14 protein-coding genes are annotated in these 13,815 nt (G+C 56.8%); 2 read left to right on the forward strand and 12 right to left on the reverse strand.

Going from position 1 to position 13,815, the window contains the following annotated elements:
• Window positions 1-36: 36 nt before the first annotated feature.
• The 8 genes from VEB01_RS03190 to atpD are packed head-to-tail and all read right to left on the reverse strand — an operon-like array spanning window position 37 to window position 6,159.
• The gene (locus VEB01_RS03190; RefSeq protein WP_324872734.1) at window positions 37-876 is read right to left on the reverse strand and encodes a F0F1 ATP synthase subunit gamma; all 840 of its coding nucleotides are present in this window, start codon (window positions 874-876) and stop codon (window positions 37-39) included.
• Window positions 873-2,369 (reverse strand): F0F1 ATP synthase subunit alpha, encoded by a 1,497-nt coding sequence (locus tag VEB01_RS03195; protein WP_324872736.1) that lies wholly within the window; start codon window positions 2,367-2,369, stop codon window positions 873-875. Before VEB01_RS03195 ends, VEB01_RS03190 begins: the two co-directional genes overlap by 4 nt.
• The gene (locus VEB01_RS03200; protein WP_324872738.1) at window positions 2,344-3,090 is read right to left on the reverse strand and encodes a F0F1 ATP synthase subunit delta; all 747 of its coding nucleotides are present in this window, start codon (window positions 3,088-3,090) and stop codon (window positions 2,344-2,346) included. Before VEB01_RS03200 ends, VEB01_RS03195 begins: the two co-directional genes overlap by 26 nt.
• Before the next feature lie 9 nt (window positions 3,091-3,099).
• Window positions 3,100-3,366 carry a F0F1 ATP synthase subunit C gene (locus VEB01_RS03205; protein WP_324872740.1) on the reverse strand — a complete coding sequence of 89 codons (267 nt, stop codon included), beginning with the start codon at window positions 3,364-3,366 and terminating at the stop codon, window positions 3,100-3,102.
• Window positions 3,367-3,376: 10 nt separating this feature from the next.
• Window positions 3,377-4,051: a F0F1 ATP synthase subunit A gene (locus VEB01_RS03210; RefSeq protein ID WP_324872742.1), complete on the reverse strand. Its 675-nt coding sequence runs from the start codon at window positions 4,049-4,051 to the stop codon at window positions 3,377-3,379.
• Between the two features lie 2 nt (window positions 4,052-4,053).
• Window positions 4,054-4,326, reverse strand: coding sequence for an AtpZ/AtpI family protein (locus VEB01_RS03215; RefSeq protein ID WP_324872744.1), 273 nt, complete (start codon window positions 4,324-4,326; stop codon window positions 4,054-4,056).
• A 2-nt stretch (window positions 4,327-4,328) separates the two neighbouring features.
• Window positions 4,329-4,727: a F0F1 ATP synthase subunit delta/epsilon gene (locus tag VEB01_RS03220; RefSeq protein ID WP_324872746.1), complete on the reverse strand. Its 399-nt coding sequence runs from the start codon at window positions 4,725-4,727 to the stop codon at window positions 4,329-4,331.
• Between the two features lie 46 nt (window positions 4,728-4,773).
• A complete protein-coding gene (atpD, locus tag VEB01_RS03225) occupies window positions 4,774-6,159 on the reverse strand; it encodes a F0F1 ATP synthase subunit beta (protein ID WP_324872748.1) in 1,386 nt (461 codons plus the stop codon).
• A 439-nt stretch (window positions 6,160-6,598) separates the two neighbouring features.
• On the opposite strand from atpD, the gene VEB01_RS03230 reads away from it, so the two are divergent.
• Window positions 6,599-8,584: a diguanylate cyclase domain-containing protein gene (locus VEB01_RS03230; RefSeq protein ID WP_324872750.1), complete on the forward strand. Its 1,986-nt coding sequence runs from the start codon at window positions 6,599-6,601 to the stop codon at window positions 8,582-8,584.
• An 88-nt stretch (window positions 8,585-8,672) separates the two neighbouring features.
• Here the strand turns inward: VEB01_RS03230 and VEB01_RS03235 are convergent, their stop codons facing one another.
• The gene (locus VEB01_RS03235; protein WP_324872752.1) at window positions 8,673-9,986 is read right to left on the reverse strand and encodes a citrate synthase; all 1,314 of its coding nucleotides are present in this window, start codon (window positions 9,984-9,986) and stop codon (window positions 8,673-8,675) included.
• 105 nt (window positions 9,987-10,091) lie between these two features.
• On the opposite strand from VEB01_RS03235, the gene VEB01_RS03240 reads away from it, so the two are divergent.
• Complete coding sequence (locus tag VEB01_RS03240; protein WP_324872754.1) at window positions 10,092-10,292, forward strand: hypothetical protein; 201 nt, start codon at window positions 10,092-10,094, stop codon at window positions 10,290-10,292.
• A 162-nt stretch (window positions 10,293-10,454) separates the two neighbouring features.
• On the opposite strand, the gene VEB01_RS03245 is transcribed toward VEB01_RS03240, so the two are convergent.
• The 3 genes from VEB01_RS03245 to VEB01_RS03255 all read right to left on the reverse strand — a co-directional run bounded on the left by VEB01_RS03245 (window position 10,455) and on the right by VEB01_RS03255 (window position 13,659).
• On the reverse strand, window positions 10,455-12,545 hold the full coding sequence (locus VEB01_RS03245; protein ID WP_324872756.1) for a TonB-dependent receptor: 2,091 nt from the start codon (window positions 12,543-12,545) through the stop codon (window positions 10,455-10,457).
• A gap of 98 nt (window positions 12,546-12,643) precedes the next feature.
• Complete coding sequence (locus VEB01_RS03250; RefSeq protein WP_324872759.1) at window positions 12,644-13,114, reverse strand: transcriptional repressor; 471 nt, start codon at window positions 13,112-13,114, stop codon at window positions 12,644-12,646.
• A 254-nt stretch (window positions 13,115-13,368) separates the two neighbouring features.
• Window positions 13,369-13,659, reverse strand: coding sequence for a hypothetical protein (locus VEB01_RS03255; RefSeq protein ID WP_324872761.1), 291 nt, complete (start codon window positions 13,657-13,659; stop codon window positions 13,369-13,371).
• Window positions 13,660-13,815 lie beyond the last annotated feature (156 nt).

Here is a 13,815-nt window from a genome sequence, read left to right on the forward strand (position 1 = left end):
ATAAAAACGGCGATGGGCAAACAGGACTCTTCTCATCTAGCTCGGGTCGGTTAGCAGCGATTCGGCGCTCAACAGAATGATTTCGATTTCCTCGACGATCTCCTCCTGGCGCAGCGCATTGCTTTTGCGGCGGAGATCTTCGATCTTGGTATCCATCCGCCGCAACGCGTTCTCCATGTGTTCCAAGCGCCGACGGTTCTCCGCCATCAGCGAGGCGTAGAACAAGCCGGGAAGTTTCGCGGACAGATAATGCTCGGTCAATTCCACAAAGAATACAGCCGGATCGAGATTCATCCGCGGCGGATAAGCGAATATCGGTTCTTGCGTCGGCGTTATCGGCAAGAGAATATGGGAAGCGATACCGCCCTCCGAGTCGTGGGCCAGTACGCTGAGCCGCTTCCATGGCGCCGACCCCGTCTGCAGACGGTGTAATGCTTTCATCAGCTCATCCAAGACCGGCCGCACTTCCTCAGCCACGTTAGGACCATCCAGCCATATCTGGACGTCGGGATGGTCTTGCAGCTTTGTCGCAAGCCGTCGACCGACTACCACCAAGCGCGGCTGAACTGTCGGCAATGCGGCTAAGGCTGCAACAATCGTCTCATTAAAATCGCCGCAAAAGCCGCGCTCCGATCCGATCAGAATAAGCACTTCCGATCCGCCCTCCCCTTGCCCGCAGCCGCCCCGGAATACCGGATGAAAAGCCAGAAAATCCGCACTCGCAGCCTCGATGCTCTGGATCAGGTGCTGCTGATGCGCCATGAATCGGTTGTATTTGCGCGTTTCGATCAGCGCCAGCGTCTTCATGGCGGTCATGATGTCCGCAATCTCGTCCAATCGCCGCAGGCGTCGTTCGACTTCCGCTCGCCGACTCATCTCGTTTGATCACCCAATCCGGTCAGACGAAGGTCCAGCCATTGATTCCACTCTTCGCGGCTGGCCGATAACTCAATGGGAAAGCGCTGCAAACCATCTGCCAGCACATCCAGTTTGCGACGGATCGAGGCGGAATTCGGATCGTCGAATCGACCCGCGCTATAAGCCATCATCCAAGCCAATTGGAATTCCGGGGACAGCGGCACCAGCCGTTCTTGCTTTAAAACCTCACGCAGCACCTGCCCCCGCCGGATCTTCTCTTCCATGGACGCTTCCAGCTTGGATCCGAAGCGCGTAAAAGCCTCCAGCTCCAGAAACTGTAAATAGTCGAGTTTCATGCGCGCGGCTTCCTCCTTGATGCGTGGGTGCTGCGCACGCCCCCCGATACGGGACACCGATCGGGTGATATCGATAGCTGGAAGAAATCCGTTGCCGAATAAGCGGCGATCCAGATAAATCTGGCCATCGGTGATCGAGATCAGATTGGTGGGAATGTAGGCGGCGATTTCCCCCTGCTCGGTCTCGACGATCGGCAATGCCGTCATGCTGCCCCCGCCGTAGGATGGCGCAAGACAAGTCGAACGTTCCAACAGGCGTGAGTGGAGGTAAAAGATATCGCCCGGATAGGCTTCCCGCCCGGGCGGGCGGCGCAACAGCAAGGACAGCTCGCGGTAAGCGCGTGCATGGGTGGAGAGATCGTCATAGACGACCAGCGTGTCCCGGCCATGCCACATCCAATGCTCGGCCACGGCGCACCCGGCGAACGGCGCCAGATATTTCAAGCCCGGCGAATCGCTGGCCTCGGCCACAACGACCGTGGTGTACGCCATCGCGCCGTAACGCCGTAATAAATCGATAGCGCTGATGGCATCCGACCGCTTTTGGCCAATTAAGACGTAAACGCACAATACACCCTGATCGTGCTGATTGAGCACAACGTCCAAGGCCAGTGACGTTTTCCCGACGCCGTTGTCGCCGATAATCAATTGGCGCTGCCCGCGTCCCAGGGGAATCATGGCATCGACTATTTTGGTGCCGGTATAGAGCGGCCGATCGACGAAGTCCCGGGCAACGATCGGTGGCGAAGAAACATCCAGTTCCCGGCGAAGATTCAGCTCCGGCGGCGGTTGACCGTCAAGAGGTTTTCCCAAGGGGTCTATCACCCTTCCGACCAAGGCATCCCCAACTCCCAGAGCCAATCGCTGGCCTGTGAGATAAACCGGGGACCCTGACGTAAGACGGACCGTTTGCTCCAGCAGGATGGCGCCCAGCCGCTGATTGCCGAGATGGAACACCAGGCCGCGGCTGCCGTCCTCGAACAACAAGAGTTCATCCATCGCGGCGGACGGCAATCCGCGAATCCAGGCAATACCGTCGCCGACCGAGAGCACGTGCCCGTATTCTTCCAGGCGCAAACCGAACCGGTAGCGGTCGATTGCCTCGGCTACACGTCCGAGCAACGAGCCGTTATGAAGCACCGCGGGAAAAGACATCTCGGAAAAACTTCAATTCGTCGCGGAGATTCGCGGACAATACCCAGGAACCGGCATGCATACGGAGTCCCGCCAGCAATGACGGGTCCTCCTTGAATGTGGGATTGACCTCGCTTCCGGCCGCTTGCCCGATCGCCGCCGCCAAAGCCTCTTGTCGGTCGGCGGCCATTGGATATCCGCTTGACACTTCAAGCGAGTCCTCCGCCATAGCCGAACGAAGTTTTTCCAGCTCGCTTTTCGGCAATGCGCCGAGATCGCCCAAAGCCACCGAGATGAGCCTGGCCTCCAATTCCGATGAAGCAAGTCGTTCCAAAAGCCTCACCACGAACCGGCTACCCAGCTCGAGGGCCTGCTGCTCAGTCGTACGCATCCATTCCTGCCGCTCCCGCTCCTCTTGCGCCTGCTGTTTTGCGCGTCTCTCCGACTCCTCTTCGGTCAGCCGCGCCAAAAGACGCTGGCGCTCTGCCGCAATTTCCTTCTCCAACTCCATCCTCGCCAAGGCTTTTTCCTTTTCCCAACTCGCCATATTCCGCTCGCATGCTTCCTTGGCTGCCAGCGCCTCCATCTGTGAGCGATCCGCCTGCCTTAACTGATCCTCGATCTTCCTTTGGCGAGCCTGGATGACTTCCAGCACGGGACGGTACAGAAAACGCCGGAGTATCCACAGCAGTACGATAAAATTGACGAATTCCAGTACAAAGGTCGTCCAGTCGAAGTTCATCAAACGCCCTTATTTCAGCAAATATTCCAGCAGCGGATTTCGGAACAAAATGATCAGCACCACGACCAGCACGTAAATCGCCAGAGATTCGATCATGGCGAGGCCGATGAACAGCGTGCGGGTAATCGCCTTCTCTGCTTCCGGCTGACGAGCCAAGGCGTCGAGCGCTTGGGAAATCGCCCTGCCCATAGCAATGCCCGGAGCCAAGACTCCCAAACCGATGGCCAGCGCCGCGCCGACTGTGGACACGATGACGAACCAAGTCATATCGCTCATGAATTGCTCCTTATTTTTGCAACGGCTGTGTTTGAAGCGCGCCGGCGATATAGATCAGGGCCAGCATGCCGAAAATATAGGCTTGCACGAGTGCCTCCACGATATGCAGCAAGAGCAAAGGCACCGGCGCCAGAAATCCCGCTATCAGCAACACTAGAAGCACCGCCAATTCCAGACTCATGATGTTGCCGAATAAACGCATCGCCAGTGCGATCGTTCGGGAAATCTCGCTTAAAAGATGAAAGGGAAGCATGAGCGGAGTGGGTGCAAGATAGTGGCGTAAATATCCCCAGCCGCTGGTCTTCACCCCATACCAGTGCACCGAAAAAAACACCAAAAGGGCTAGTGCTGCGGTCGCGGACAAATCGGCCGTGGGTGACCCGAGCCCCGGAATCAAACCTGTGAGGTTCGCCATCACGAGATAGATCCAAAGGGTGCCGATGAAAGGCAAGAGTTGCACTCCGTGGGCAGGCGCCACCGCCCGAATGGCTTCTTCCATGGAGCCGATCACACCTTCAAGCATCGCCTGCAGACCTGACGGCGTGTCAACTTTCAGCCTGCGCGTAGCCAGCCAGGAGAAAACCCCCAAGAGAATCATCAACAACCATGTGGTGAGCACGGTCGGACCAATATGAATTGAGCCGATATCGAATGACAATAAGGCAATAGGCTCCGCGTGCTCCACGGTCAATGCTCGCGCACGAACAGATACACGTTAAAGATGCCGACAATCACTCCAACAATGATGAGACTGACTGTCCAATGAATGGAATAACCTTCGGACAGGGTATCTAACCAACGCCCCAGATACGCGCCCAAAATCACGGGTACTACGAGCAGAAGCGCCAGGACACCGAGAAAAGCGGTTTGCGATAACAGCGTCGAACGGTCCTGCTCTGCCTGTTCCATCCGCTTCGCCTGCCTTTCGATTGAGCGACGCAGTTTTTCACGCTCGTCCATGCTCATCTACCCCGCTCAATTTCCAGCAACCGCGTCAGCATCGCCTCTTCGAGCCGGCGCAGATTTTGTTTAAGGCCCGTTAACGTTTCTTCTTCTTTCAAAAGTTGTTCCGTCAGTGCTTCGCTGATGCGATTGTAATCGGAATCCCGGATATAGCGTCTCGTATTGATAAATAACTCATTATTGAGGAAATAAGCCAAAGCTCCGGGCAAAGCCAGATACTGCCAAGGCTCTCCCGGGCAACGGTAGCGGGCTAGACCGAATACCATGGCGGTCATAAAGCGCTCGTGATGGGCGCGCAACCCGAAACTGCCGGAAGCGTCTTCGCCGACGAAGCTTTCCACATTTTCGATGCGCTCGAATAGACGGGAACTCTGCAGATTGAGAACAAACGTGCTCATGGCTTGAGCCCCATAGGCGTGCGGCGAAACCGGCCTATCTCGATAGTCACGCCTGCATCGTTCCGCGCATGTAACAACGCTCCTCGGATACGCCGTCATAATCGCCGCGCAAGAAGGCTTCGCAATCGGCGAGGGTTTGTTCCAGCGGCACAGCGACACCCGGGATGCCGGTATGCTCGGCCACGGTGTGGAACGGCTGGCTGAGATACCGCTGAAGCCTACGGGCCCGCAGCACCATGAGCCTGTCTTTTTCGGAAAGCTCCTCAATACCCAGCATCGTGATGATATCTTCCAGTTCCTGATAACGGGCGAGATGCTCGCGCACGCCTTCGGCAACGGCGTAATGGCGATCACCCAAAAAATGGCGATCCATCATCGTGCTGCCGGACAGGAGCGGATCAACGGCCGGATAAATCCCTTTCGCCGCCTGAGCACGCGACAAGATTACACTGGTGTCCAAATGGCCCAAAATGGCGCTCACAGCGGGATCGGTCATGTCGTCGGCCGGAACGTAAATAGCCTGAACGGATGTGATATTGCCCCGCCGCGTGGAAACTATCCGGTCCTGCAATTCCGCAACCTCGCTCAACAGAGTCGGCTGATAGCCTACCGTGGCCGGCATGCGCCCGAGCAATCCGGAGACTTCACTTCCCGCCTGCACGAAACGGAAGGCATTGTCCATCAAGAACAAAACTTCTTTACCCAGAGAGTCGCGCAGATATTCGGCATACGTCAGCGCCGTCAACCCGACCCGGAACCGCACGCCGGGCGACTCGTCCATCTGTCCGAACACCAGTACCGCATTATCCATAACGCCGGTGTCCCGCATCTCGTGCCACAGTTCGTGCCCTTCGCGGATGCGTTCCCCGACCCCGGCAAATACGGAAACGCCCCGGTGCAAGGCAACGATCGCGTGCATGAATTCCATGATCAATACGGTCTTGCCGACGCCGGCGCCGCCGAACAGCCCGGTCTTGCCGCCTCGCACGAACGGACATAACAGATCGATCACCTTAATGCCCGTCTCCAGAATGCTGTTGGCCGGAACAGCCTCATGCAGAGCCGGCGGAGGAGCCAAGACCTCGCGAAATTCGGTGTCCGGCAGCGCTGGTCCACCATCCAGCGGGTTGCCGAATACATCGATGAGCCGCCCGAGACATCCCGCCGAGACCGGCACCTGCAGGGCATTTCCGCTGTCGTAAACCGCCATGCCCCGCTTCAAGCCCGCCGTCCCGTGCAAGGTGATCGCCCTTACCCGCGCCGGATCGAGGTGCTGATGAACCTCGAATACATAACGCTCATGGTCGATCGCGGCATACAAAGCCCGATGCAGGGGCGGCAAGGACTGGCAGGCAATATCGACCACCGGACCATAAACCTCGGCGATGTGGCCGATGGGCAAAGGCGTGACGTGTGTCTCCCGAGTGTTCATTTACGACTTCTGCGACAAGATTCCAACGGGTCGGTCAATAGGCCTTTCCCCACTTTTATGACGTTAGAATGCCCGATTAGCTCCCTATCAGTCGAGCAAGAACTGCGCCCGCTCATCGTCAATCGCGTCATTTTTCAGATGTCGCCAGCATGCCCCGTCATGGTCAAAAAAGCCGGCGAGTCCTCGTCCGCACCCTAAAATGTTCGTTTACAGCTCCTGTCTCTTTAAGAAATATGGCAATAATTCAATAGCTTGTATATCTGCTATGCAACAGTACCTATTATCGAACGCCGCAACTTAAGCTAGAGTCTTGCACCACTAAAGGGGAGTGGTTAGACGCCGCAGATAGTCTGTGACCCTCAACCACAATTGGCTATTGGACGTGGCTCCGGAACGACCCGTTCCATATGTGCCTACAGGACTGTAACGAGTTACCACAATGAACGCTCTAAACATCACACCGATTATCCGCCTGCTGCTTATCGACAGTGACTCGGCTTGCCGCCAGAGCTGTCGGCAGGTGCTTGAACAGCATTCGATCTATCGATTCGAGGTCATCGAAGCCGAAACCGGCCGTCAAGGGCTCAAGCTGATCCGTAGCGAAGTGCCTGACTGCATCGTGATTGACCAGCAACTGCCGGATCTTGATGCGAGCGAGCTGCTCGCCGACTTAGCCGAGCAAACGGGCGAATTACCCGCTCCGGTGGTAGTGATGACTTCCGAAGATGGCGCTGCGGTAGCTGTCAACACGCTCAAAAACGGCGCTTCGGATTACCTTGCCAAGACAAACGGGTACGACTTCATACAACGCCTTCCCGGCTTGATCGTTCGCACGGTTCATGAAAATCGGATTTTGCGAGAAAAGGAAAAGGCCTTGGAACGGCTACGGGAGACCGAAGCCAAGTACCGTACCTTAGTGGAGCAGATACCCGCGATTACCTATATCGCATCCGTCGAGGCTCCGGGAAAGCTATTGTACGTGAGCCCGCAAACCCAACAGTTGGGCTACCGCCCCGAAACCTGGCTGGACGACCCCTTGGGCATCGGATTGATCAAATGGGTTCACCCCGACGATCGGGAAACGGTGATCGAGCAATTCGCGAAGACTTATGAGCACCACATGCCGCTCCGCTGCGAATATCGCGTGATCACGCACGACGGCAAGGCGCGCTGGGTTTTGGACGAAGCCAATGTAGTCCGCGACGATGCCGGCCGGCCGTTGTTCCTGCAGGGCATCCTCGTTGATATCACCGCGGACAAGGAGGCGGAGCAGGAGTTGGAGTACTACCGCCGTCGACTCGATGAACTGGTGGCCCAACGCACTGAGCAATTGGAAAAACAAACCGACCTGCTCAAGGCCGCAAACGCAAACATGGACAAGGAACTGTGCGACCGCAAGCAAGCCGAAGCCGCATTGCGAGCCAGCGAAGCCCGATTCTGCTCGCTACTCGAATCGGTCGGTGAAGGCATTCTCGGGCTCGATACGGAAAACCGCTGCACCTTCGTCAACAAGGCGGCTCTACATATGATCGGTTATGGCCGAGAGGAACTATTGGGCGGCGATGTGCATGCCAAACTCCGCTCCGGTCGAGCGGACGGCTCACATTATCCGAGGGACGAATCCCCCATTTACCAGACCCTACGCGAGGGTATCTCCTGCCATTCCATAGCCACGTTTTCTCGCAAGAATGGTACGTCGTTCCCGGCGGGATATTCCTCCTACCCGATCCGATCGGATGACGGGATAAACGGAGCAGTGATCGTATTCCGCGACGTGAGCGAAGTTCCGGCGCTGACTCAAAAACTGTCCTACGAAGCCAGCCACGATCGTCTGACTGGCCTGGCCAACCGCATCGAGTTCGAACGACGCTTAGGCAATCTCTTGGCCGCTACGCGCGAGAGCCGATCCGAGCATACGCTCTGCTATCTCGATCTCGATCAGTTCAAGATCGTCAACGACTCCTATGGGCGCGCCGCCGGAGATCAGTTGTTGCAATCTTTGGGACATACTTTGGAAAACCGGTTACGGCAGAGCGATATTCTCGCCAGACTCGGCGGAGGCGAGTTCGGTCTGTTATTGGAGCACTGTCCGCTCGAAACGGCCTGGATCATTGCCAATAATCTTCGCGATGCCGTCAGGAAATGCCGTTTGCCGTGGGCGAGAAAGGATTTTTTGGTAAGTGTAAGCATTGGAATTACGACCTTCACAGCGGCAAGCGGCGATCCGGCTTCGGTGCTCCGTGACGCTGACGCGGCATGCTGCATCGCCAAGAAGAAGGGCGCCGATCGGATACACATTTTCGACGGCCAAACTGCCGATTACCTGAGCAAGCCGCTTACCGCAAAGCACCTCGTCGAAGGCAAAAAGCCAGGCTGGCCCGCGGTAGTCGATTCCAATGCCGTGCCGCTAAGAAAGAAAGCCTGAGTAGTACGGCAAGACCTGCAAAGGCAGCCGGAGCCAAATGGCTCCGGCTGCCTGTTAAATTAGCGAAACTGTAGAAGCGAAATTTTTCTTAAGGCGCCGCAGGCTGGCCCCGGTCGTTCAACGGGACGTAATCCCGAGTGACGGGGCCGGTATAGAGCTGTCTCGGACGACCGATCCGCTGCTCAGGGTCGGCCATCATCTCCATCCAGTGGGCCATCCACCCAGCCGTACGCGCGACCGCAAATATCGCGGTAAACATGCTCATCGGGATATTCAGGGCGCGGTAGATAATGCCCGAATAAAAATCGACATTGGGATATAGCTTGCGCTCGATGAAATAGTCATCCTTCAAAGCGATCTCTTCCAATCGGAGCGCCAGCTCGAACAGCGGATCTTTCGAATCCGCCAGCTTTTCGAGTACCTCGTAGCAGGTCTCGCGGATGATCGTCGCGCGCGGATCGAAATTCTTGTACACGCGGTGGCCGAAACCCATGAGCCGAAACGGATCGTTCTTGTCCTTGGCCCGCTCGATGAATTGGGGTATGCGCTTGGCATCCCCGATTTCCTGAAGCATCTTGATGACCGCCTCGTTAGCCCCGCCGTGCGCCGGTCCCCACAGTGCGGCGATTCCCGCGGCGATACAGGCGAATGGGTTGGCGCCCGAGCTTCCCGCCAAGCGCACCGTCGAGGTGCTCGCATTCTGTTCATGGTCGGCATGCAATACCAACAGCAAGTCCAAAGCGCGCTCGGCCACCGGATCTACCTCATAGGTGTGGGTCGGCATAGCGAACATCATGCGCAGAAGATTGCCCGTGTAGCTCAGCGAATTATCGGGATAGATATACGGCTGCCCCATGGTGTATTTATAAGCTGCCGCCGTTATGGTCGGCATCTTGGCAATAAGCCGGAGCCCCGCCAACTCCCGAGATCTTGGATCGTGGATATCCAGGTAATCGTGATAAAACGCGGAAAGCGATCCCACCACCCCCACCAAGACCGCCATCGGATGGGCGTCATAGTGAAACCCCTGGTAGAAGAGCCGCAGGGATTCGTTGATCATGGTGTGATGCACAACCTCTTGGGTAAACTGCTGTAATTGGCTTTCATTCGGCAACTCGCCGTACCACAGCAGATAAGTGACCTCCAGAAAGTTGCTGCTGGCCGCTAACTGTTCGATGGGGTATCCACGATACAGCAGGATTCCTTGTTCGCCGTCGATAAAGGTTATTCCGCTCGCGCAGCTTGCCGTCATCGAAAAACCGGGATCTAGGGTAAAACAACCAACCTCACGATAGAGCTTGGAGATATCCACGACGGACGGCCCCATCGTTCCCTTGAATACCGGCAAAGATGTCCGGCGTCCACCGTCAGAATCGGTCAAATTGACATATTCGTTGGTCATAGTGGTTTCCGTATGGATTTGATCTGACTAGAGACATGCCGACTTTCCCTAGACCCGAACTCCTACTCGCACTCCAGCGTAGCATACGGTCAAAATGCGAGTTTAATGAACATAAAGAATGTTCAAGCATTAACCGACTATTCAGCAGGCGTATTTAACTATCTGGTTGTAAATGGTTTTGCACTAAATCAAGGTCGGCTGGCCGAACAAAGGATCCACGGCGCCCGGAGTAATTTGCTTTATTTGATCCCGGTCGTCCTTGGTAAGTTCGCCGGCAATCAATCGGTGGATAGAGTCTTCATCTAGATTAAGCGGCTCCCGCTGCAGTGGAGATACCGAAAATCAGGGAAGCAGCTCGTTTCCGTGAGCGGGATGATGTCTCGAAAAGCGGCAAAACGACCGACAAATGGCGAGCGGTTCCATAGGCAGGGGGAATCCTGATTCCAGTGCCTTGCGTTCCTTTTTGATCTAGAAGCTGACGCGTAATCCGAATTCGCCGGCGCGGCCGGGCTCCGGCGCGATATTGCGGAGGTAAGACGTGGAGTTGCGGATAGTTTCGTTGAGCAGATTCTTGCCTCTCACGAATACCAGGAATTCCGCGTAGTCGGCAGCCGCCAACCGGTATTCGGCACCAACGTTAAACAATAGATACCCGTCCGTCTTCGTTTCGTTCTCGCCCGGATTATTCTGCGCCTCGGCATTCATCAGCCGGGCAAAGGCGGTGAATTTTTCGATGGCGTAATCCACCTGGAAACCGTACCGAAGCGGCGGCAAACGCGGGACATCGCCGCCATGATCGAACTGGCCGCGGACATAGTCCGAGAACAGGGTGAGGTCGAGCTTCCCGAAAGCTTGGTCGAACACCGGGAATTTCAGGCTCGCCTCGAAGCCTTTGAACGTGGCGTCCATCTGCGTGCTCTCGAGCACCAGGATACACGCATCCGCTTCGGAGCAGACCGCCTCGAACTCATCGGTTTCCCGATTGAAGGCCGTGCCGGGGTTGCGCTGAAAGATGTAGTCGTTCACCCAGTTGTGAAACAAATTGACTTCGGCGCTGACCCACTCCGGGTTGTAACGGAAGCCGAGATCGAGGTTGTAGGAGGTTTCCTCAGAGAGCGCCGGGTTGCCGAGCTCGAAGCTTCGCGTCGCTGCATGGAAACCGTTCGAGAAAAGCTCCTGAACCTGGGGCGCCCGCTGCGAACGGGTCACCGCGAAAGTCATGGCCGCATCCTCGCGAAAGTTCCACACGGCCGAGCCCGAGGCGCTGACCGGCGTATGCGAGCGGCTCTTCAGACCGTCCGGGCCGATGGTCTGATCCTCGACGCGCAGCCCTAATTCGAATAGGGCGTCGCGCCAGTGCATATCCTCGACGGCGAAAAAACCGTAGGAGGAAATATCCGATTTCGGCACTACGGCCTCTTCGCCCACGGCGGCGAACTCGCTGTCCTGAACCTGCGCGCCGACCACCCCGTGCCAAGGCCCGATGTTCTTGTGAACCAGCTCGACCCGTCCTTCCACCGCTTCGTTGCTGAACACGGTGCCCACGGCGCCATTCTCCCGTTCCACGTGGCGGTAATCGGTATAACCGACGCGCAGCTTGAGCGTCTCGGCGAAAGGTGCTGGGTCGTACAGCTCACTCTTGAAGTCGTAGCGGAACTGCTCCATGTCGACCCGTGTCTTGTCCAGGCCCTCCGCTTCTTCGCCGTGTTCATCTCCATGGCTATGCGCGCCCGGCGGAATGCCGTAATCGTTTTCCAGCCGATTGACGGAAAAACCAAAAAATCCCGGATCGCCGATAAATGAGAAGCCCACCGTGCCACCTCGAGCCCTCGCGTCGGTGTTGGCAATAAAACCCTTGGTATTAGCGATGGCTTCATCGTGGTCTTCCTCGCCGTTGGAAGCGGCTTCCGTCTCTTCGTCGATGGCGAAGCCCGGAATCTCGACATTGTTCCGATCGCGATAGAAGCCATCCAGGTGCAGGGCAAAGAAGCCCTGCCCTGCGTCCAACCGCAGAACGCTGGTGGTTTCGTCGGATACGGTGTTGTAGCGCTGTTCCGCCGCGCCTGTGACCAGCTTCTCCGGCAGCCGGTCCGGAATTCGGTTGTCGATGACATTGACGAGACCGCCGATGGCTCCGCTGCCGTACAACAGGGTTTGTGGACCCCGCAGCACCTCGATACGCTCGGCGAGAATCGGCTCGACGGCATTGGCATGATCCGGGCTCAGGGTGGACACATCCTGAATGCCCAAGCTGTCCTGCATGACGCGCACGCGCGGACCGCTTTGCCCGCGGATGACCGGCTGACCAACGCCGGCGCCGAAGGATGAACTGGTCACCCCGAGTTCCTGGTTCAAAGTTTCGCCTAGGGTATTGCCTACTTTTCGCGTCAGTTCCTCGCCCTTTAAGGCATTGAAGGGACGGGCCATTTCTTCGGCTGGTTTATGAACCGGCGCAGTGATCAACACGGGCTCCAATTCCTTGGTGGGCTCCTCTTCGGCCGAGGCTGGGGATGCAAGAGACGCGGCCGAGGCCATCAGCAGGACAACTCGTTTGTTCATGATCATTACGAGAATTGGTACTCGATCCTATGTTATAGCGTTACACGTACATAGCGGATTCCGGCCCATCGGCAGTCATAGAACCGCTAAAACCCGACTCAGGCGCTGGCTTTCGGGTGTGCGCAATGGGCGCACAGACCGTGGATCTCGATGGCTTTCCGGTGGAGGGTGAATCCCGCCTGCTCCACTTCAGTCGCCACTGCCTCCATCACGGCAACCCCGGGTCGTTCCTCGACGTTCCCGCAATGTTCACAGATCAGCAGCAATTGTTCATGCCGCCGTTCCGAACAGTTACAACCTATGAAGGCATTCAGACTTTCCACGCGATGGACCAGGCTTTGCTCCATCAGAAACTCCAAGGCACGGTACACCGTCGCGGGCTTTGCGGCATGCTCGAACGGCTTGATCCGATCGAGCAGGTCGTAAGCCTTGACCGCCCGGTGGCTTTCCCAGATAAGTTCGAGCACTTTGCGACGAATTGGCGTCAACCGAACCTCACGCTGAGCGCACAATTGCTCCGCCACGCGGAGCGCTCTATCGACACAGCCGCGGTGATCATGGGTGGACATCGTGTGTTCTTCTTGACCGAACGGTGTCCTGACATTCATTGGTTGGACCTCAAGCGCTGTAATTGCATATGTTACTTTATAACATCCCCTTACCTGTAGCAACCCGGATGCGCTGGCGCATGATTGCCCCGTCTTGCCATTTCAGGTCAGCGGTTCACGAATTTCCGACCTGCGTTGCCAAGAGGCTGAATTCGGGCCGGCGAGACATGGATAGTGGGCGGTTGTGCGGAAGCGGTTAAGCTATCGGATTTTTCTCAGGCATCGTGGTCATTGCGAAACAAGGTTCTACGCAACCGCTGAAAAAGCGCGGTTTCCGAACCTTTCTTATCTTGCGGGGCATTATCGATTTCCTCCAAGTCCCTCGTCTGCTGCATTTGTTCCGCTTCGAGCCGTTGGCGAAGGCGCTGCCGTGCCTCGTCCGACATCGGAAGACTGCCCAGTTGATCGTGTTTCCGCAAGAGATAGTGACCGAGCCGGTCCAGCCATGCGTCGTCGACGCTTGAATGCGAATTAAGAGCTAGTTGAGAGAGAAGGAGCCAGCCCAACGGTGTCTCTTGAGGAGTATTCCGCAACACTCCGCTGAGAGACGACCATGGACTGGCAATCCCAACTGATCACGCTCTATCTGACCGTGTGCAAGCTCTATCGCGAGGAGCTTTGGGTCCACGTACAACGCTTTGCGCCCTATGCCGATCTCCGCT

The sequence above is a fragment of the Methylocaldum sp. genome, assembly GCF_035627495.1.
In the GTDB taxonomy this organism is placed as follows: domain Bacteria; phylum Pseudomonadota; class Gammaproteobacteria; order Methylococcales; family Methylococcaceae; genus Methylocaldum.